Genomic DNA, 19534 nt, shown 5'->3' on the forward strand with positions numbered 1-19534 from the left:
CCAGATTTTCTCGAGATTTTTTCTTTATTGACCTGCGTAATATTTTTGAATCCCTTTTACAATACCTGCAACCAATCTGTTTTGGTAGGCATCACTGCGGACTTGTTGATTCTCATTGAAATTGTCAATATATCCCAATTCCAATAGAACGGCTGGTTTATTAGTTTCTCGAAGGACAGCAAAACTACTTCGTAGACGACCTGCATCCTTAGCACCAGTTTCAGCTAATAGTGAAGAGTGGATATCTGCCGCGAGGCGATTGCTTTCACTGATTCTGTCAGGGTGGTTATGCCAGTAAGGATTGATCTTAGAAGGATAACCAGCAGCTTCTTCATAAGAATAAGTCTGGATTCCAGCTCTGTTTGAAGCTGGATTACCACTAGCATTGAAGTGAATACTAATAAAGATATCTGAGTCAGTCTTATTAACCATTCTTGAACGTTCGGTGACATAGTCTACAAAGACATCACTGTCTCTTGAAGAAAGAACAGTATAGCCGAGTCCTTCAAGCTCCTTGCGTAGCTTTTGGTAAACTTGCATGTTCAGTTCTTTTTCGGTGATGTTATAATAAGATGCTCCAGGATCTTTACCACCATGGCCTGGATCTAGGAAGATGATATTGTTATATTTCCCCTTTTCAAATCCGTGGCTTGTAGAAGCTTCTCCAAGCCATTTTCCATCACTTTGAAATTGCTGGTTTTTCCCATCGATTTTATAGGTACCTGTAACATAGACTCCATTTTCATCTACATAGTAGCGAGCTTTATAGTAACTATCGTCAATCCATTCGCTCTTAGCCATGTAGCCACCTGCTTTGAGGTAGTATGAACCAATCCATTGACGCTCTGCATAAGTACCACCAGATTTCAAGTAGAACCAACTATCATAGTTTTTATCGAAAATCCATTCTTTTTCAGCCATAGCACCGCTAGCTTTTAGGTAGTAGCTACCTTGCCATTGGTTGTTTGCCATAGTGGCGTCTTTGTTAAAGTAGTACCAGGTACCACTAATTTTGTCCCACTTATTTTTGATTAATTTACCAGAAGCAGGGGCATAGTACCATTGTCCATCTTGTTTTACCCAAGAACTCTCAGCCATGGCACCACTATTAGTAAACAGATAGTCGTCAAAAATCGTGTTGCTGAGCATGACACCGTCTTGATCAAAATAGTACCAGACACCACCGATCTTTTCCCATTTTTGTTGAGAAATTTTTCCATAAGCGTTAGCGTAATACCATTTTTCTTGGAGTTTACTCCAACCAGAATCGACCATGGCCCCGCTACTAGTAAGGATATATCCGTCAAAAATAGTATCGCTCAACATGATTCCATCTTTGTTGAAGTAGTACCATTTTCCGTGGATTTTTTTCCAGTTAAGAACAGGGGCATTATTTTCATAGAAGCGCCAGATATTTTCCTCTAATACCCAACCTTCTTTTTGAATTTCTGGTGCCTTGTCTTCTTCTTTCTTAGCTGGATTTGTCGTTTGATTGGCATTTGCTTCAGTTGAAGGTTCAGCTTCCTTGGCAGGAAGACTGTTTTTCTCCACTTTGTCAGTAGAGGTTTCACTGTGTGTTGTTTCTACTGGGGTTGACTGTACTTTGTTCTCCTCAGCATAGCTAAGGTTGGTTGTTAGACCAAAAACTGAAAGCGTAATGGCGCTTGCCAAGAGCGTTTTTTTCACTTGATTAATCTCCTATACATTTTTTATAATCTTTTTTTAAAATCTCATTAGAAAAGCCCCTCTTAGGAATATCTAGAAACCAAGATCGAGGTGTTGGTGGGCTATATTGTAATAGTTGACTATTTCATCACGAAAATTTGAACAATCATGATGATATAGATGAGCAGTGTTAGTAAAAATCCAGCTCGCCAAAAGAATTTAATAAATTTTGGATAATAAAAACTACGTCTTTTGTTTAAGAAGAAAAAGACTAACACAATTGCTAGTATTGATAAGGCTATTCCCAATACAGGAAGTTGATTATGTGTAAACATCTTAGTCGTAATCAAATAATATTCAAATATCAGAAAAGGAAAAGCTAAATCAGCAGCATTGATGCCCCTTTTTTTTAACTTAAAGAGTCTGCTTAAAATAATCGCCAGAGCTAAGGTTAGTACCAAAAGCAAGATGGAAGCAAGTTTCATTAAAATCATACCATTATTGTATCATAAAATTTTGAGAATAGAAAAGTAAATTCCTTGATTTATCACAGTTTTAGCAAAAAATCATTGATAAGAAACAGATTTTATAATTCCTGCTTGATCAGAATAAATCATGTGTTCGATACAATGATAGTTTGAGTCCTCAATATAAATCTTTTTTATGTTCACCATAGAAAATATATATTAGTCAGAAGTGAAGAATAGTAGTAGAATGAGTAGCAAATAAAACAAAGGAGTTTCTTATGAAATTAGTTACTTTATGGTCAAAACTCTCACTAGGCATTCAATTATTGGTGGCTTTGGTCTTGGGTGTTATCGCTGCCCTTATCTGGCCACAATTTGCAGGCTTTTATCAATTTTTAGGTCAAGCCTTTATTAAATTGATCAATATGGTTATCATTCCTTTAATCTTCCCAACTATCGTTGTTGCGGTAGCTGGTGTTATCGGGAAAAAATCTTTTGGGAAAATCTTGACCAAGAGTTTGGTTTACTTTTTCGCAGTAACAACTGCTATTACTCTTTTGTTTGTATTTGCTAGTTACTATCTAGGATTTGGTCAAGGAGTGAATATCGGTCAAACTGGTGGAAACCTTGATGGGATTGCTAACAATGTCAAGTTTAGCGAATTTTTGCTTGGTTTTATTCCATCAAATATCGTCAAGTCACTTTCAGAAGGTGCCCTCTTGCCAATTATCGTGTTTGCCATCTTTCTTGGTTACGGAATTGGGAATCTTAAGTCTGATAAATCTCAGAAAATTATCCAAGGTTTCCAAATCTGGATTGAAGCCATCTACAAGATTGTTACAGTGATTGTCAAACTATCACCGATTGGAATTTTTGGATTTATCGCCAAAGATGTTGCAACTACGGGTGTCGACAAGTTGATTGGGCTTGGTCAGTTTGTAATTGGAACTTATTTGGCTTATGCTGTTTTGGTTCTCCTTATTTTCCCTTTGATTGCAGTCTTCTTTAAAGTTCCGTATTTGTCAGCCTTTCGTGAAAATTGGAGTCTCTTAACTTTGGCTTTTGTTACTGGAAGTTCTAGTGTGGTCTTGCCATCACTTCTTAAAGATTTGAAAAAACAGGGGCATGACGAGCATACAATTGATTTAGTTGTTCCTTTAGGATATACTTTTAACTTAGAGGGAGCAGCAGTTTATTTCTCAGTAGCGACAATCTTTATCGCCCACGCCTATGGCATTCAATTTTCTTTATCAAGCCTCTTGTTTACTGTTTTACTCTTGACCTTGATTGGAAAAACAGCAGCAACCGTACCATCAGGAGCTATTGTGGTTTTACTTGCTGCAGCACCTCAATTGGGCTTACCAGTTGAAGGAGTAGCCTTGATTTTTGCAGTTGATTTCTTTGTCAATGCCGGCCGTACCATGATCAACGTTTTGGGTCAAATCTTAACAGTTAGCGTTATCGAAAAAACAGAAGGATATATTTTAGAAGAAGAAAAGGAAAGCCAATTATCAGTCAGCTTTTCTTAAGGAGTTTATAAGTAATGAGTGAAGCAAAAGTTTATGTGATTCATGAGAATCTAGAATGGACTCAACATTTAGTGAAATGGTTGGAAGAATTAGAAGTCCCTTATGAACTATGGGATTTGTCTAGTGGGATTTTGGATTTGCAAAGCCCACCGCCGCAAGGTATCTTTTACAATCGTATGTCTGCCTCTTCTCACACAAGAGGACATCGTTATGCGCCAGAATTTACAGAGCAAGTGATTACTTGGTTAGAAGCACACGGACGCAAAGTTGTGAATGGTACCGGTGCTATCAACCTTGAAATTAGTAAAGTCAAACAATATTTGAAGTTAAACGAATCTGGTATTGAAACGCCTGCGACAGTTGCAGTTTTAGGGCAAGAGAACATCATTGAAGCAGCAAGAAAATTGAACATCTATCCTTTGATTACCAAGCACAATCGAGCAGGTAAAGGATTAGGCGTTCAACTCTTCCAAAATGAAGAGGAACTGGCAGCTTATGTTAATAGTCCCCTCTTTGAACCTTCAGTGGACGGGATTACCTTGTTACAAGCCTACATCAAGCCAAGTGATGGACGAATCCGTCGTTCAGAGTTTATCAATCAGAAGTTTCTCTATACTGTTTCGATCGATTCTTCAGATGGATTCCAACTGTGTCCAGCAGATGGTTGCCAAATCGGCAAGAGACCAGAGCAACTAGAAACGTCTGAAAAATTCCAGATTACAGAACCTCTACCAGATGACCGGAGAGAAGCTTATGAGAATTTCTTGAAAAATGCTCAGATTGAAGTTGCGGCGATTGAATGGGTTCAATCAGAGAGTGGAGACATTTATGTCTATGATGTAAATACCAACACCAACTACAATCCTACCGCAGAAAAAAATGCCACTATTTTTGCCCACCAACACTTGGCTCAGTATCTAAAAACAGAATTGCAAGCCCTCACTAGTGGACAATAAAGTAGAAAATTCAAAAATCCCCCAGTATCAAATGACTGGGGGATTGATTTGTAAAATCGGTGAAATCTTATTGATTTGCTTTAAAGTCTGGATCCTTCAAACTTTGAACGCTGGCATTGAGGACAGCACCGATAATTAATATCTTGGCAATGATAATGAACCAGAACATCATCACAACGACGACGATTGAACTGAAAAATCTGACGTCAACGAGATAGTTGACATAATTGTTGAAATAAGCTGCAAAGATGTTTAATAAAGCAATCGTCGTAACTAGTACAAAGAGACTTCCAGGTATGACGTAGCGAATCTTACTTACTTTAACATTTGGTAGGAAATAATAGAGCATGATTACGATTGCAAAAAGAAAGGCATAAATCAGCGGACCTGTAAAATCTTGCAGATAAGAAAACAGAGCACTCTCGGATTTCCAGTAGTTTTTAAGCAGGTCCAATAACATATGGCCGAACATACTGAGGAATAAGGCAAGGGCAAAGAGAATTTGAAGGCCAAAGCTAACCAAGAGACTCATCAGCTGGTGTGAGATAATTCCTCTATTTTTTGCAACTCCATAGGCTTTATTAAAAGCCTTTTGGAGGAAATTCATGGATTTTGAGAAGGTCCAAAGGGCTGATATTACCGCAAAACTCAAGAGTCCAGCAGATGGTTGTGTCAGTACTTCGCGGGCAATCTTTGCTACTACGTCATAGATTGTATCTGGTAAAAATTCCTTCAGTGAAATCAGAAAATCAGAGATTGGAATCTGAAAATAGGGAAGGATATTGACCACTATCATGAGAAGTGGAAAGATTGAAATCAACCAATAATAAGCCACAGCTACACTGGTTAATTCAATATCTGAAACACGATAGTAGTGTAAAAAAGCTTTTAATAAGGGCCTATTAGTTAGTTGTTTCCACAACTCTTTCATTGCATAATCCTCCACAATAAAATCTCTCTTTTAAGCTAAATCTTAATTTCGTCGAACCAACTCCATCATATCATAAGGTAGGGTGTTGGCTGATTCTTTTAGGGAATAAGTTTCTAGGTTGTTTACATTTTGTCGTAGTTTTTTAGCATACTGGGCTGAGATGAGTTTTTGTTTTTCGTATTCAAAGATAGACTTACGCTCTAGATAGTAGCCTCTTAACATTTCGTCGATATTATTGGGTTTGATACGATTGATAACCCGTTCCACAAAGGCACCACTGGTAATATGACTGGTTTCACGGAGACGAGATTCCTGCATAAAACTAATCAAGGAACTCTTATAAATCCCTTTGAGGTTTTCCAAACTTTCGATGATGATTTCAGTGTTGGCTAGGTAGAGTTCAGCAATCTGGTCATAGTCAATGGCCAGAAGTCTTTGGGTTTCTTTGTTCTTCAAGGAACGGAGGGTTTTGCCAAATGTGAGCAACTCGTGTAGAAGAAAACGTACAATCCGAATAGAAACAAGGAAGTAGTAGGTTAATCGAGAAGCAAAGTTTCGTTTAATATTTTTCTCCATGCTTTTCAGATAACGTTGGTAGACACGATATCCTCTTTCGCCGATTTTGCCTTCTTCATAGGCCTGCTCCAAACCATCGCTCTCGATACTGAGAATCAGTAGTTTGAGAGCTTCCCAGTCTTCCTGAATTTCCTTATTTTCCTGGCTGAGGATGAGGTTTTCAATCCGTCCGTGATAATTATCAATCGCAGCATAGAGAGGCACCTTGTTTTTAGTATGTTCCAGATCTCTTTCTAACTCCATAGCAACATCGTTTAGGATAGCGATATGCATGAGATGATCCTTAGATGGCTCTTGCTCTTCCGAAAGGTGTGGCAAAACTACTAAACCAGTAAGAAAACTGACCAGGGTTACACCTGCGACGAGGAAGAGAAGGAGAGGATATTCTTGCTCTAAGTTAGACGGTATCAAGAGGATAGTAGCAATAGAAACTGTTCCTTTAACTCCAGAAAATGTCAAGAGAAGCATATCTTTGACATACTTGTGGAGACTTTTTTGAAGTTTCTTGATCCGAAACGCGTAAAAACCGTAAATCATTACAAAGCGGATAGCAAAAAGTAAGAAGGTTAAGAGGAAGACAGTGATGAGAAGGAGCACTTTGTTATAAAAAGCACTCTTCAGAATTGGCTCCGCAATCATCTCCAGTTCCATACCCAATAGAACGAAGACAGAACCATTGAGCATAAAGGTTACAGTGTGCCAGACGGTTTCAGTCACAGTATCCACCTGGGCTTCAAGAAGATTTATCTTTTTAAAACGACTCGCTTTTAAAATACCAGCAACAACGACTGCGATAATTCCAGAAACATGAATTCCTTCAGCGATGAAGAAGGTTAGAAGTGGTAAACTAAGATCTAACAGCAGTTCACTGGCTATATCAGTAGCACGGACACTGAGAAGGAAGGAGTGGAGGAATCGGTTGATTAAAGCCGTCATAAGACCAACTGCAATCCCTCCAACGATAGAGATCGCAAGAGATATTCCTGCTTGAGCTATTGAAAAAGTTCCAGTTGTCCATGCGATGAGAGCTACACGAAAAGCAATTAGCCCAGAAGCGTCATTTAACAGGCCTTCTCCTTTTAAGATATTTGAAATTCGTTTTGGAAAAGTAAAACGTTCAGAAAGAGAAGCAAAAGCGACGAGATCTGTAGGACCAAGTGCAGCTCCGACTGCAACGCAAGCAGCTAATGGTAAGCCAATCCAAAGGACATGGGCAAGGCCTCCCATACTCAATGTTGATACAAAGATAACAGGGAAAATCAGATAGAGCACAATTTTCCAGTGTTTTAAGATAGAGGTTACATCTGCTTCTTGAGCCTCACGAAAGAGGAGCGGGCCGATTACCAAAGCTAAAAACAACTCAGTGTCTAGGTGATGCTGATTATTCGGTAAGCACAGACCAATCCCAATCCCCAGAAGTATTTGAATCAGGGGCATGGGTAAAAAAGGAAGTAGTTTATTGGTCGTACTAGAAACAATGAGAACAAGTAAAAATATCAAGAGATAAAAAAGTAAGTCCATCTTCTACCTCCTTATTTTTGTTTTCGACAAGCTTCAAAAAGTTCCTTTTGTTCTTGGATTTTTTGATCAATCTTCGAGCAATCCTTATGCTCAATTTTCTTTTGACAACGCTCCATTTCAAGTGTAATCATTTTTTTCTTGATTTTTAGCATCTTTTTGCTCATATGAGCTTCATCTAACATACCAACTGCCCGTTCATGTTGGGTTGATTCAACGAATTTGTGGCGAAGTCCTTCTATTTTATCTCGTAGGTATTGTTTATCCATGGCGATACCTTTCTAATTTTTCAATCATAACTAAAAATGGTGGATTGTTGATTTGGTTGAGGGTACGATAAATCGTAGCGGTATATTCTTGTTGTGGCAACTGACTGACAAAATCTAAGACAGCATCTCGCTCTATATCTCCACCTTCATGTCCGTAGTATATCATAATGGCTATCCGTCCGCCCTTAACGATCATCTGACAGAGCTTTTCTAGTGCCTCAAGGGTTGTCTGAGGTTGAGTGATAATGCTTTTATCAGCAGAGGGTAGATAACCTAGATTGAAGATGGCGGCCTTGACTTCTGTCACAAATTGATCCACAGTTTCGTGGCCTTGCAGGATTAAGTCTACATTGGTCAAACCTGCTTCTTGGATACGTTGACTTGTTTTTTCTAGAGCTTGTTCCTGTATATCAAAAGCGTAGACTTGTTTAGCTAACTTAGCTAGAAAAAGGGTATCATGACCATTTCCCATGGTCGCATCAACTACAATATCCTCTTGGGTGATGACTTGGGCAAGAAAATCATGCGCCATTTCAAGTGGTCTTTTCATTCATAAACTCCTGTTCTACAGCCTTGCATCCTTGAACACTACCTCGACGTCTCATTTCAGCCTCAATGCTATTTAGAACTTCCCATTTATTGAGACTCCACATAGGACCAATCAGCATATCTCTAGGCGCATCACCCGTAATCCGATGGATAACGATATGTTTGGGAATGATTTCTAGCTGATCACAGATGACCTTGACATATTCATCCTGACTCATGAGCTGCAAACGACCTTCATGATAATCACGTTGCATCCGAGTATTGGTCATGAGGTGAAGTAGGTGAAGTTTAATCCCTTGAATATCATTATCCGTCACACAGCGACGAACATTTTCCACCATCATGTCATGAGTTTCCCCTGGCAAGCCATTAATCAAATGGGCAACAATTTCAATCTTGGGATATTTTCTCAAGCGTTTAACTGTCTCCACATAGAGTTCATAGGAGTGGGCACGGTTAATCAATTCAGAAGTAGCTTCATATGTTGTTTGTAAGCCTAACTCTACGGTAACATGCATTCGCTCTGATAATACTGCCAAGTATTCAATTGTTTCATCAGGAAGGCAATCTGGTCGAGTACCGATATTGATACCGACAACCCCAGGTTCGTTGATAGCTTGTTCATAGCGTTCGCGAATCACTTCAAGTTTTTCATGGGTATTGGTAAAATTTTGGAAGTAAACCAAATATTTTTTAACTTCAGGCCATTTACGATGCATAAAATCAATTTCTTTATAGAATTGCTCACGGATAGGAGCATCAGGTGCAACGATTGCATCTCCAGAACCAGAAACTGTGCAAAAAGTACAGCCTCCATGTGCCACAGTCCCATCTCGGTTTGGACAGTCAAATCCAGCATCAATAGGGACTTTAAAAGTTTTTTCTCCAAAAAGTATTCGATAGTAATCATTCAAGGTATTATAGGATTTCATAGCTAATATTATATCAGAAAACACTAGTAAACTCAAAGTTAGCAAATGAGTGAGGGATATCGAAATGATAAAACTAAAAAAATTCTTTTAAAAAAGACTTTACAAAAAAATAAAAAGTGGTATAATTAAGTCACAAACAAGTGCAAACGTTTTCGTAAAACGTTTGCCGAATAAATATAAAGGAGATTTGAATGATGAAAGATACATTCAAAAATGTCTTGTCTTTCGAATTTTGGCAGAAATTCGGTAAGGCTCTAATGGTGGTTATCGCTGTTATGCCAGCGGCTGGATTGATGATTTCAATCGGTAAGTCGCTTGCAATGATTGACCCAAACCTTGCCCCTCTAGTGATTACAGGAGGAATCCTTGAGCAAATCGGTTGGGGAGTTATCGGTAACCTTCATATTTTGTTTGCCCTAGCTATTGGAGGAAGCTGGGCTAAAGAACGCGCTGGTGGTGCTTTTGCTGCTGGTCTTGCCTTCATCCTAATCAACCGTATTACTGGTACAATCTTTAGTGTAAGCAGTGATATGTTGAAAGATCCTAACGCAATGGTATCAACACTCTTTGGTAACTCTATCAAAGTTTCTGATTACTTCATTAGTGTACTTGAGGCACCAGCCCTTAACATGGGGGTATTTGTAGGGATTATCTCAGGTTTTGTTGGAGCGACTGCGTTTAACAAATACTATAATTTCCGTAAACTTCCTGATGCACTTTCATTCTTTAACGGGAAACGTTTTGTACCGTTTGTAGTTATTCTTCGTTCAGCAATCGCTGCAATTCTTCTTTCAATGTTCTGGCCACTTGTACAAACAGGTATCAACAACTTCGGTATCTGGATTGCTAACTCACAAGAAACTGCTCCAGTCCTAGCACCATTCTTGTATGGTACTTTGGAACGTTTGCTCTTGCCATTTGGTCTTCACCATATGTTGACTATTCCAATGAACTATACAGCTCTTGGTGGTACTTATGATATTTTAACTGGTGCAGCAAAAGGTAGCCAAGTATTTGGACAAGATCCACTTTGGCTTGCATGGGTAACAGACCTTGTTAACCTTAAAGGTACTGATGCTAGTCAATATCAAACATTGTTAGACACAGTTCATCCAGCTCGTTTCAAAGTTGGACAAATGATCGGTTCATTCGGTATTTTGATGGGTGTGGCTGCTGCTATTTATCGTAATGTTGAAGCAGACAAGAAACACCAATACAAAGGTATGATGATTGCAACAGCTCTTGCAACTTTCTTGACAGGGGTTACTGAGCCAATCGAATACATGTTCATGTTTGTTGCAACACCTCTTTATCTTGTTTATTCTGTTGTTCAAGGTGCTGCCTTTGCAATGGCTGATATTGTTCACCTTCGTGTGCACTCATTCGGTTCAATCGAATTCTTGACTCGTACTCCACTAGCTATCAATGCTGGTCTTGGTATGGATATCATTAACTTTATCTGGGTAACAGCACTATTTGCAGTTATCATGTACTTCATTGCTAACTTCATGATTCAAAAATTCAACTATGCAACTCCAGGACGTAACGGAAACTACGAAAATGCCGAAGGTTCATCAGAATCTGAAGTTGCTGGTGAGTCAAAAGTAGCAGAAGCTTCTCAAGCTGTTAACATCATCAACCTTCTTGGTGGACGTGCTAACATCGTCGATGTAGACGCATGTATGACTCGTCTTCGTGTAACTGTAAAAGACGCTGAAAAAGTCGGAACAGAAGAACAATGGAAAGCTGAAGGAGCTATGGGACTTGTCATGAAAGGACAAGGTGTCCAAGCTATCTACGGACCTAAAGCTGACGTTTTGAAATCAGATATTCAAGACATTCTTGACTCTGGTGAAGTGATTCCTGAAACTCTTCCAAGTCAAATGGCAGCAGCTCAAAAAGATGCTGTTGTATACAAAGGTGTGACTGAAGAAGTTTATTCAGTAGCTGACGGTCAGGTGATTGAATTGGACCAAGTTAAGGATCCTGTATTCGCACAAAAAATGATGGGTGATGGATTTGCAGTGGAACCAGCTAACGGAGAAATTGTATCTCCAGTTTCAGGTACTGTATCAAGTATCTTCCCAACTAAACATGCTCTTGGTCTTGTGACTGAAGCAGGACTAGAAGTACTTGTTCATATTGGTTTGGACACAGTAAGTCTTGAAGGAAAACCATTTACAGTTCGTGTTACTGAAGGACAACAGGTTGCTGCGGGTGATCTTCTTGTCACAGCTGACTTGGGTGCTATCCGTGACGCTGGTCGTGAAACTACAACTGTAGTTGTTTTCACAAATGGTGATGCGATTAAATCAGTTAAATTAGAACAAACAGGTTCTTTTGCAGCTAAAACAGCAGTTGCAAAAGTAGAATTGTAATATTTAGGAGGTTGGAAGCTGTTTCCAACCTCTTGTTTATAGGAGAAAAGCATGAAGTTTTTAACACTCAATACCCATAGTTGGATGGAAAAAGATCCTGAGCAAAAGTTTCAACTTTTACTTCAAGATGTACTTGAAAACAGTTATGATTTGATTTGTTTTCAGGAAATCAACCAAGAAATTACTTCAGCGCAAGTAGAAGCTGATGCACTTTATCAGCCATTGCCATCTGCTGAGCCAATTCATCAAGACCACTATGTTCGTCTCTTGGTAGAGAAGTTGGCTGAGAAAGGATTGAAATACTATTGGACCTGGGCTTACAACCATATCGGTTATGATCGTTATCATGAGGGTGTTGCAATTCTTTCTAAAACACCGATTGAGGCACGTGAGATTTTGGTATCGGATGTTGATGATCCAACAGATTACCACACACGTAGAGTTGCTCTAGCAGAAACAGTAGTTGAAGGTAAAGAACTTGCAGTTGCGAGTGTCCATCTCTCTTGGTGGGATAAGGGCTTCCAAGAGGAATGGGCGCGCTTTGAAGCGGTTCTGAAAGAATTAAACAAATCTCTTTTATTGGCAGGTGATTTCAATAATCCTGCAGGTCAGGAAGGTTATCAGGCTATTTTAGCTAGTCCATTAGCTTTACAGGATGCATTTGAGGTTGCTCAAGAAAGAAGTGGTAGCTACACTGTTCCACCTGAAATCGACGGTTGGAAGGGAAATACAGAACCTCTTCGAATCGATTATATCTTTACCACAAAGGATATGCAGGTAGAGAACTTAGATGTGGTTTTTGATGGCAGCAATAGTCCACAAGTTAGTGATCATTATGGTCTTCAAGCAGTTCTTTCTTGGAAAGGCTAAATAAGGTATTTTAGTAAAAACAAATAAGCACCCCTTCTACAAATAGAAGGGGTGCTTATTTGTTTAAATAGTTAATATAGTTAAAGTTTTTAGTTGAATAACTTGTAAAATAGAATAAAATCCTTTAAAATAAAAAGTGTTGGAGGAATTTATGATTGTAAATCAAATAAAGCGTATGATCCCGACGCTAAAGGTAAATAATAGAAATTTAAATGAGTTGTTTTATATTGAGACTTTGGGGATGAAACCTTTGCTTGAAGAGTCAGCCTTCTTATCACTAGGAGACCAATCAGGCATTGAAAAGTTAGTTTTAGAAGAATCACCAAGTATGAGAAGCCGTAAGGTTGAAGGGATAAAAAAATTAGCTAGATTGATTGTAAAGGTAGAAAATGCATTTGAAATTGAAGCGTTACTAGCTAGGATGGATAAACTCCCTCAACTCTATAAAGGAAGCAAGGGATATGCTTTTGAGGTTCTTTCTCCAGAAGGGGATAGTATTCTTATTCATGCCGAAGATGATATTAAGGATTTGAAAAAAGTTGAGGAAGAAGTCGCTTTTTCAAAAGATGATAAGATGCGGTATTTGACAGCCTTTGAAATCTCGGTGCAAATCAACTTGCCAGATGGGACATCAAGTCTACTTGAAAAAGAAGAAATCGAAAATCGACTAGCTTTTAATCAAGCTCAAGGGAACGATTTGCTTGTTGAAAATAATGTAACTTGGGACTTGTCCATGTTGAAATTTCAAGTAGAGAATTTGGATTTGCCTGTATTGCGTCAGCGTTTTGAAGAAACTGGTTACTTTATTCCAAAATCTGAGAAGTTTTTCCTAACTAAGGATACCAACAATATTGAATTGTGGTTTGAAGCAGTATGAAACAAAACATTATTCAAAAAATAAAGCAACAAATTGAGGCAGGGATTTATCCTGGTGCCTCTTTTGCATATTATCAGGATGGCGTTTGGACCGACTGGTATCTAGGAGAAGAAAATCCAGAAATCGGTGAGCAGACTCGTGAGGGTTTGGTCTACGATTTGGCAAGTGTGAGCAAGGTCATTGGTGTAGGAACAGTCTTAACCTTCTTGTGGCAGGATGGTAAGATTGAGCTAGATGACTCCATAAAAGCCTATCTTCCCGATGCGGATTATCCAGACATCACCATTCGTCAACTCCTAACGCATGCGACGGATTTGGATCCTTATATCCCAAATAGGGATCAGCTTTCAGCAGATCAGCTGAGAGAAGCCATGTTTCATCTAAATCGTCGAGAGAAGAGAGCCTTTCTGTACTCGGATGTGCACTTTCTCTTACTAGGTTTTCTCTTGGAAGATTACTTTAAGAAAGATTTAGACCAGATTTTACAAGAGCAAGTTTTGAATCCTTGGGGAATGAAGGAAACTCAGTTTGGTCCAGTTAGCCGTGCTGTTCCAACGGTTCGTGGACAGAAAGCAGGAGTCGTTCATGATCCTAAGGCACATGTGCTTGGAAAACATGCTGGAAGTGCAGGTTTGTTTTCAACTGTAACGGATTTAAAAATCTTCTTAGAGCATTATTTACAGGATGATTTTGCTGCAGGATTAAGTCAGAATTTTTCGGATTTGAGTGATAAAGAACGCTCATTAGCCTGGAATATAGAAGGTGAGTGGCTGGATCACACAGGCTATACTGGGACCTTTATTATGTGGAATCGTAAGAAGCAAGCTGCGACAATCTTTTTATCTAACCGAACCTATGAAAAAGATGAGCGTGCCCAGTGGATATTAGACCGTAATCAGGTCATGGACTTGATTCGTGAAGCAGATTAGTGAGGAAGTATGTCAAAAGCTTTAAAAGGAACTCTTTATACTGTAATTGCAGGTATTGCTTGGGGCTTGTCTGGGACTAGTGGTCAGTACTTGATGGCTCATGGGATATCGGCTCTAGTTCTGACCAATATCCGTTTGATAATTGCTGGTTTACTCCTAGTTCTTCTTGCCTATACTAAATCAAGAGATAAATTTATGGCCTTCCTAAAGGATAAAACAAGCCTGTTATCTCTCTTGTTATTTTCTTTATTTGGTCTTTTTCTAAATCAATTGGCATATCTATCAGCTATCCAAGAGACAAATGCTGGGACAGCTACAGTTCTTCAGTATGTCTGTCCAGTTGGAATCCTTGCTTACACTTGTATCAAGGATAAGGTGGTTCCTACGCTTTCAGAAATCATCTCTATGTTTTTAGCTATAGGAGGGACCTTTCTCATTGCAACCCATGGGCAGTTGGATCAACTCTCGATGACACCAGCTGGTCTATTTTGGGGTTTGTTCTCAGCCCTAACCTATGCTTTGTATATCATTTTACCGATTAAACTCATTCAAAAATGGGGAAGTATTTTGGTTATTGGTGTCGGAATGACCATTTCAGGTTTTTTAGCAGTGCCTTTTACAGGGCTTATCAGTGCTAGTATTCCTATGTCTTTAGACATTTTTCTAGCCTTTGCAGGTATTATTCTGATTGGAACGGTTTTTGCCTATACAGCCTTCCTCAAGGGAGTCAGTATGATAGGACCAGTCAAGTCAAGCCTTTTGGCTTCTATTGAGCCAATCTCTGCAGTCTTTTTCGCTTTCATGATTATGGGAGATATCTTTTATCCTGTAGATTTTCTTGGTATGGCAATGATTTTATTAGCCGTGACCATTATTTCGTTAAAAGATTTAATGCTAGAAAAGAAACAGCATTCCGTTTAATGGATTGGAACAGTCTTTGATAAGGCTGTTTTTTATCATGCGACTAATAGTCATATAATAAAAATTGAGAGGCTGGGACAAAAGTCCTAGCCTCTCAATTGTCTTTGGATTGTTGAGCAAGACGCAGTGGTTGAGTGGGCTCTACTACGCTGAGTTCATCAGCTTTTACAGCCCTACTCAACTGTGCGGAGGTGGGACGACGAAATCGAATTCTAACGAATTACCGATTTCTGTCCCACTCTCTCTTGTTGATTCGATAGTGATTAGTCTTTGTTTTCGTATGGCAAAATCAAGTTTAGGATAATACCTGTCATAGCTGATAGGGCAGTACCTGAAAGGGTAACTGGACCGAGTTTAAGGATTGCTCCACCAAGTCCAAGTACCAACATGGCACTTGCGATGATAAGATTACGCATTTGACCAAAGTCTACACGTTCCTTGATCAAAACTTTCAAACCGTTGCTGGCGATAACCCCATAAAGAAGGATTGACATACCACCAAGTACGGCGCTAGGGATTGTAGAAATCAAAGCAGTGAATTTACCAAGGAAGCTAAGGGCAATTGCGATAAAGGCTGCATTACGGATAACTGAGACAGAAGCGATACGAGTCATACCGATCACCCCTGTATTTTCACCGTAAGTAGTATTAGCAGGACCACCAAGGAAGGCAGATACAGATGTTGCGATACCGTCACCAAGAAGGGTACGGTGAAGACCCGGTTCTTTCAAGAATTGGCGTCCGCAGATTTGACCTAAAACAGTATGGTCTCCAATATGTTCGGAAATCGTTACGATAGCGATTGGTAAGATGGCAATTGTTTCAGGACCAAAGTAAAGGTCGTATTGTTTGAAGGCACCACCTGTATTGAATGGTAGGTAGAAACCAGGGATTTCAAACCAGTTCGCTTCAAGAACAGGAGTGAAGTCAACCAATCCAAGTGCTAGGGCAAAGAGATAACCTCCGATAATGGCAAAAAGGAATGGGATGATTCGTAGGAAGCCTTTTCCTTTTGTATTGATAAAGGCTGCAATCAAGAAGGTAACAACGGCTACAAGAGCGTTTTTCCAATTTCCGTCAGCTACAAGACCAGCGTTGGTAACAGCTGAACTAGCAAGTCCAAGACCGATAACAATGATCATAGGACCGATAATGATTGGAGGCAAGAGTTTGTCGATCCATTTTGTACCTGCAAAGCGAACACTTGCAGCAACAAGGACATAAACAAAACCAGTCAGGATAACCCCTGTCTGAGCAGCAGATACATCACCACCCATTTCTTTCATGGCAAGTGACATAGCTGTGATAAAGGCAAAAGAAGAACCCAGATAAACTGGAACTTTAAAGCCAGTAGAGATCATGTAAATGAGTGTTCCTACACCTGATGCAAAAAGGGCAACAGATACAGGCATTCCCAAGATCAAAGGTACCAAGATAGTTGCACCAAACATGGCGAATACGTGCTGGAAGCTAAGAAGAATTCCTTTTCCAGCTGAAGGACGTTGGTCAACGTCTAAAAGTAAATCAACAGTTGATTCCTGTTTCATAATAACCTCACTTTTGGGCATCAAAAAAGAGCCCATTATTTTATAGCAATAGGCTCCCAGAGTAAGACCTCTCTAAAACAAGATTCCCTTTATCAAGTTTTAAAGAGTTTTATATAGATCTGCGCCTTCGTCACCTCACGGGATGACATTAAAAACCTTTGCTTGTGATAGTATAGCAGAAAAAAATGATTTTGTAAATCATTTTTTCCCGAGCCTTGAAATAAGAATGCGAGGTGTGAGTTTGCAGATTTTTTAATCTTTCTAAAGCGGACGTTTGTTAGGCATGCCAGCCTTACGTGGATATTTGTTTGGAGTTTCCTTTTTCTTCTTAACAATAGTAATGTAGCGAGGGTCTCCGTTAGGAAGAGTGTAACTGAGGTTTTCTTCAACCTTACTAAAGAGAAGATTGAGAGCATTTTTAGCTTCAGTTAATTCCTCAGGTGCATTGCTAGCCTTAAGTGCTAGCAATTTTCCACCGACTTTTAAATAGGGAATAGTCAACTCGGACAAGACCTGCATACGGGCAACCGCACGAGCTGTAACGATTTCAAACTGAGCACGGAAGTTCTTATCTTGGGCGAAGTCTTCGGCACGTCCATGATAGAAGTGAACATTTTCTAACCCTAGTTCTTGGGATAATAAATTAAGAAAATTGATGCGTTTATTGAGAGAATCAATAATGGTCACATCAAGCTGAGGATAGAGAATCTTCATAGGAAGGCTGGGAAATCCTGCTCCAGCACCGATGTCTAAGAGTTTAATGGGCTGGTTTTCAATCAATTTCTGTAAAATAGGAGCGATGGAATCATAGAAGTGTTTGAGATAGACTTCTTCTTTGTCTGTAATAGCAGTCAGGTTGATTTTTTCATTCCATTCGACAAGAAGTTGGAAATAACGCTCAAATTGGATTTTTTGCTGGTCAGAAAGATGGATATTTTGTTCAGCCAGCAGTTGATAAAATGTTTCTGGTTTCATAGTAGTTTCCTTCTTTAGTATCATCTTATTTTACCACAAAAAGATGGAAATTTGATATACTGGTACTAATCTAAAAGCAGAAAGGAATTATACGATGATTTGGATTATTCTTGGAGTTCTTGCTCTTATTGTTATTTTTGTAATTGTTAGTTATAACGGTTTGGTTAAAAATCGTATGCAAACTAAGGAAGCTTGGAGTCAGATTGATGTTCAGTTGAAACGTCGTAATGATCTCTTGCCAAACTTAATTGAGACCGTGAAGGGATATGCAAAGTATGAAGGTTCAACACTTGAAAAAGTGGCAGAACTTCGCAATCAAGTAGCTGCTGCAACTTCACCAGCAGAAGCTATGAAGGCTAGTGATGCCCTTACACGCCAGGTTTCAGGTATCTTTGCAGTTGCAGAAAATTATCCAGACCTAAAAGCGAGTGCCAACTTTGTTAAATTACAAGAGGAGTTGACTAATACAGAAAATAAAATTTCTTACTCTCGTCAACTCTACAACAGTGTTGTCAGCAACTACAATGTGAAATTAGAAACTTTCCCAAGCAATATCATCGCTGGAATGTTTGGATTTAAAGCAGCAGATTTCCTTCAGACTCCTGAAGAAGAAAAGGCAGTGCCTAAGGTTGATTTTAGTGGTTTAGGTGACTAGGATGTTGTATGATCAAATCGCGAGTAATAAGCGAAGAACTTGGATTTTACTACTAGTGTTCTTTCTCCTTTTAGCCTTGGTTGGGTATGCGGTTGGCTATCTCTTTATGAGGTCAGGAATAGGAGGTATGGTTCTAGCCTTAATTATTGGCTTAGTCTATGCATTTTCCATGATTTTTCAATCAACAGAGATAGTTATGAGCATGAATGGTGCGCGTGAGGTGAATGAGCAGACGGCACCAACCCTCTATCATGTTGTGGAAGATATGGCTATGGTGGCGCAAATCCCAATGCCACGTGTATTCATCATCGATGATGCTAGCTTAAATGCCTTTGCAACGGGTTCAAATCCCCAAAATGCAGCGGTAGCAGCAACGTCAGGACTCCTATCGATTACGAATCGTGAAGAGTTAGAGGCGGTTATTGGCCATGAAGTCAGTCACATTCGTAACTATGATATTCGTATTTCTACGATCGCGGTTGCCCTTGCCAGTGCCATTACACTTTTATCAAGTATGGCTGGACGCATGATGTGGTGGGGAGGTGCAGGCCGTGGTCGTAGAAGCGATGATCGTGATAGCGGAGGACTTGAAATTATTATGCTAGTTGTTTCTCTCCTAGCCATTGTTTTAGCTCCCTTAGCAGCAACCTTGGTCCAATTAGCTATCTCTCGTCAGCGAGAATTTTTAGCAGATGCTTCAAGTGTAGAGTTGACTCGAAATCCTCAAGGCATGATCAATGCCCTTCGTAAGCTGGACAATAGTCAGCCTATGAGCCGTCATGTGGATGATGCTAGCAGTGCTCTCTATATCAACGATCCTCAAAAACGAGGTGGTTTGCAAAAACTCTTCTATACCCATCCGCCAATCTCAGAAAGAATTGAGCGTTTGCAACATATGTAAAAAGAGAGAGTGGGACAGAAATCGGTAATTCGTTAGAATTCGATTTCGTCGTCCCACCTCCGGGCTGTAAAAACTGATGAAATCAGCCT

18 protein-coding genes are annotated in these 19534 nt (G+C 39.4%); 9 read left to right on the forward strand and 9 right to left on the reverse strand.

Annotation, left to right across the window (positions count from 1 at the left end; all coding sequences use genetic code 11):
* Positions 1 to 24: 24 nt before the first annotated feature.
* Together SINDD18_RS01805 and SINDD18_RS01810 are read right to left on the reverse strand one after the other, a co-directional pair.
* Positions 25 to 1686 (reverse strand): N-acetylmuramoyl-L-alanine amidase, encoded by a 1662-nt coding sequence (locus SINDD18_RS01805; RefSeq protein ID WP_061862879.1) that lies wholly within the window; start codon positions 1684 to 1686, stop codon positions 25 to 27.
* A gap of 119 nt (positions 1687 to 1805) precedes the next feature.
* Positions 1806 to 2159: a DUF3397 domain-containing protein gene (locus SINDD18_RS01810; RefSeq protein WP_061862880.1), complete on the reverse strand. Its 354-nt coding sequence runs from the start codon at positions 2157 to 2159 to the stop codon at positions 1806 to 1808.
* A gap of 251 nt (positions 2160 to 2410) precedes the next feature.
* On the opposite strand from SINDD18_RS01810, the gene SINDD18_RS01815 reads away from it, so the two are divergent.
* Together SINDD18_RS01815 and SINDD18_RS01820 are read left to right on the forward strand one after the other, a co-directional pair.
* Positions 2411 to 3661: a dicarboxylate/amino acid:cation symporter gene (locus SINDD18_RS01815; RefSeq protein ID WP_061862881.1), complete on the forward strand. Its 1251-nt coding sequence runs from the start codon at positions 2411 to 2413 to the stop codon at positions 3659 to 3661.
* A 14-nt stretch (positions 3662 to 3675) separates the two neighbouring features.
* Positions 3676 to 4617 (forward strand): ATP-grasp domain-containing protein, encoded by a 942-nt coding sequence (locus tag SINDD18_RS01820; protein WP_061862882.1) that lies wholly within the window; start codon positions 3676 to 3678, stop codon positions 4615 to 4617.
* Positions 4618 to 4684: 67 nt separating this feature from the next.
* Here SINDD18_RS01820 and SINDD18_RS01825 read toward each other — a convergent pair whose 3' ends face one another.
* From SINDD18_RS01825 to SINDD18_RS01845, 5 genes are read right to left on the reverse strand one after another with little or no spacing between them, the layout of a single operon-like run.
* On the reverse strand, positions 4685 to 5548 hold the full coding sequence (locus SINDD18_RS01825) for a YihY/virulence factor BrkB family protein (protein ID WP_061862883.1): 864 nt from the start codon (positions 5546 to 5548) through the stop codon (positions 4685 to 4687).
* Between the two features lie 42 nt (positions 5549 to 5590).
* A complete protein-coding gene (locus SINDD18_RS01830; RefSeq protein WP_061862884.1) occupies positions 5591 to 7645 on the reverse strand; it encodes a cation:proton antiporter in 2055 nt (684 codons plus the stop codon).
* Positions 7646 to 7656: 11 nt separating this feature from the next.
* A complete protein-coding gene (locus SINDD18_RS01835; RefSeq protein ID WP_006150587.1) occupies positions 7657 to 7911 on the reverse strand; it encodes a hypothetical protein in 255 nt (84 codons plus the stop codon).
* Entirely contained in the window at positions 7904 to 8461 is a 558-nt protein-coding gene (locus SINDD18_RS01840; protein WP_061862885.1) for a tRNA (mnm(5)s(2)U34)-methyltransferase, read from the reverse strand. The genes SINDD18_RS01835 and SINDD18_RS01840 overlap by 8 nt, the downstream gene beginning before the upstream one ends.
* The gene (locus SINDD18_RS01845) at positions 8445 to 9392 is read right to left on the reverse strand and encodes a TIGR01212 family radical SAM protein (protein ID WP_061862886.1); all 948 of its coding nucleotides are present in this window, start codon (positions 9390 to 9392) and stop codon (positions 8445 to 8447) included. The genes SINDD18_RS01840 and SINDD18_RS01845 overlap by 17 nt, the downstream gene beginning before the upstream one ends.
* Positions 9393 to 9583: 191 nt before the next feature.
* On the opposite strand from SINDD18_RS01845, the gene SINDD18_RS01850 reads away from it, so the two are divergent.
* The 5 genes from SINDD18_RS01850 to SINDD18_RS01870 all read left to right on the forward strand — a co-directional run bounded on the left by SINDD18_RS01850 (position 9584) and on the right by SINDD18_RS01870 (position 15367).
* The gene (locus SINDD18_RS01850) at positions 9584 to 11770 is read left to right on the forward strand and encodes a PTS transporter subunit IIBC (protein WP_153014382.1); all 2187 of its coding nucleotides are present in this window, start codon (positions 9584 to 9586) and stop codon (positions 11768 to 11770) included.
* 51 nt (positions 11771 to 11821) lie between these two features.
* Positions 11822 to 12640 carry an endonuclease/exonuclease/phosphatase family protein gene (locus SINDD18_RS01855; protein ID WP_061862887.1) on the forward strand — a complete coding sequence of 273 codons (819 nt, stop codon included), beginning with the start codon at positions 11822 to 11824 and terminating at the stop codon, positions 12638 to 12640.
* A gap of 151 nt (positions 12641 to 12791) precedes the next feature.
* On the forward strand, positions 12792 to 13517 hold the full coding sequence (locus tag SINDD18_RS01860) for a CppA N-terminal domain-containing protein (RefSeq protein WP_061862888.1): 726 nt from the start codon (positions 12792 to 12794) through the stop codon (positions 13515 to 13517).
* Positions 13514 to 14446, forward strand: coding sequence for a serine hydrolase domain-containing protein (locus SINDD18_RS01865; RefSeq protein ID WP_061862889.1), 933 nt, complete (start codon positions 13514 to 13516; stop codon positions 14444 to 14446). The genes SINDD18_RS01860 and SINDD18_RS01865 overlap by 4 nt, the downstream gene beginning before the upstream one ends.
* A gap of 9 nt (positions 14447 to 14455) precedes the next feature.
* Positions 14456 to 15367, forward strand: coding sequence for a DMT family transporter (locus SINDD18_RS01870; protein WP_061862890.1), 912 nt, complete (start codon positions 14456 to 14458; stop codon positions 15365 to 15367).
* Between the two features lie 263 nt (positions 15368 to 15630).
* Here SINDD18_RS01870 and SINDD18_RS01875 read toward each other — a convergent pair whose 3' ends face one another.
* The gene (locus tag SINDD18_RS01875) at positions 15631 to 16914 is read right to left on the reverse strand and encodes a uracil-xanthine permease family protein (RefSeq protein ID WP_061862891.1); all 1284 of its coding nucleotides are present in this window, start codon (positions 16912 to 16914) and stop codon (positions 15631 to 15633) included.
* Between the two features lie 261 nt (positions 16915 to 17175).
* The gene (rsmG, locus tag SINDD18_RS01880; protein WP_061862892.1) at positions 17176 to 17889 is read right to left on the reverse strand and encodes a 16S rRNA (guanine(527)-N(7))-methyltransferase RsmG; all 714 of its coding nucleotides are present in this window, start codon (positions 17887 to 17889) and stop codon (positions 17176 to 17178) included.
* 94 nt (positions 17890 to 17983) lie between these two features.
* Here rsmG and SINDD18_RS01885 point away from each other — a divergent pair, with 94 nt between their 5' ends.
* Both SINDD18_RS01885 and htpX read left to right on the forward strand, forming a co-directional pair.
* On the forward strand, positions 17984 to 18544 hold the full coding sequence (locus SINDD18_RS01885) for a LemA family protein (RefSeq protein WP_061862893.1): 561 nt from the start codon (positions 17984 to 17986) through the stop codon (positions 18542 to 18544).
* Between the two features lies 1 nt (position 18545).
* On the forward strand, positions 18546 to 19445 hold the full coding sequence (gene htpX, locus SINDD18_RS01890) for a zinc metalloprotease HtpX (RefSeq protein WP_061862894.1): 900 nt from the start codon (positions 18546 to 18548) through the stop codon (positions 19443 to 19445).
* Positions 19446 to 19534: the final 89 nt, after the last annotated feature.

This window comes from Streptococcus infantis (assembly GCF_001579645.1).
Taxonomy (GTDB): Bacteria; Bacillota; Bacilli; order Lactobacillales; family Streptococcaceae; genus Streptococcus; species Streptococcus infantis_E.

Coding starts and splice junctions, on each gene's coding strand:
- SINDD18_RS01810 (WP_061862880.1), bottom strand. CDS start 2,159: ATGATTTTAATGAAACTTGCTTCCATCTTGCTTTTGGTACTAACCTTA.
- SINDD18_RS01815 (WP_061862881.1), top strand. CDS start 2,411: ATGAAATTAGTTACTTTATGGTCAAAACTCTCACTAGGCATTCAATTA.
- SINDD18_RS01820 (WP_061862882.1), top strand. CDS start 3,676: ATGAGTGAAGCAAAAGTTTATGTGATTCATGAGAATCTAGAATGGACT.
- SINDD18_RS01825 (WP_061862883.1), bottom strand. CDS start 5,548: ATGAAAGAGTTGTGGAAACAACTAACTAATAGGCCCTTATTAAAAGCT.
- SINDD18_RS01830 (WP_061862884.1), bottom strand. CDS start 7,645: ATGGACTTACTTTTTTATCTCTTGATATTTTTACTTGTTCTCATTGTT.
- SINDD18_RS01835 (WP_006150587.1), bottom strand. CDS start 7,911: ATGGATAAACAATACCTACGAGATAAAATAGAAGGACTTCGCCACAAA.
- SINDD18_RS01840 (WP_061862885.1), bottom strand. CDS start 8,461: ATGAAAAGACCACTTGAAATGGCGCATGATTTTCTTGCCCAAGTCATC.
- SINDD18_RS01845 (WP_061862886.1), bottom strand. CDS start 9,392: ATGAAATCCTATAATACCTTGAATGATTACTATCGAATACTTTTTGGA.
- SINDD18_RS01850 (WP_153014382.1), top strand. CDS start 9,584: ATGATGAAAGATACATTCAAAAATGTCTTGTCTTTCGAATTTTGGCAG.
- SINDD18_RS01855 (WP_061862887.1), top strand. CDS start 11,822: ATGAAGTTTTTAACACTCAATACCCATAGTTGGATGGAAAAAGATCCT.
- SINDD18_RS01860 (WP_061862888.1), top strand. CDS start 12,792: ATGATTGTAAATCAAATAAAGCGTATGATCCCGACGCTAAAGGTAAAT.
- SINDD18_RS01865 (WP_061862889.1), top strand. CDS start 13,514: ATGAAACAAAACATTATTCAAAAAATAAAGCAACAAATTGAGGCAGGG.
- SINDD18_RS01870 (WP_061862890.1), top strand. CDS start 14,456: ATGTCAAAAGCTTTAAAAGGAACTCTTTATACTGTAATTGCAGGTATT.
- SINDD18_RS01875 (WP_061862891.1), bottom strand. CDS start 16,914: ATGAAACAGGAATCAACTGTTGATTTACTTTTAGACGTTGACCAACGT.
- rsmG (WP_061862892.1), bottom strand. CDS start 17,889: ATGAAACCAGAAACATTTTATCAACTGCTGGCTGAACAAAATATCCAT.
- SINDD18_RS01885 (WP_061862893.1), top strand. CDS start 17,984: ATGATTTGGATTATTCTTGGAGTTCTTGCTCTTATTGTTATTTTTGTA.
- htpX (WP_061862894.1), top strand. CDS start 18,546: ATGTTGTATGATCAAATCGCGAGTAATAAGCGAAGAACTTGGATTTTA.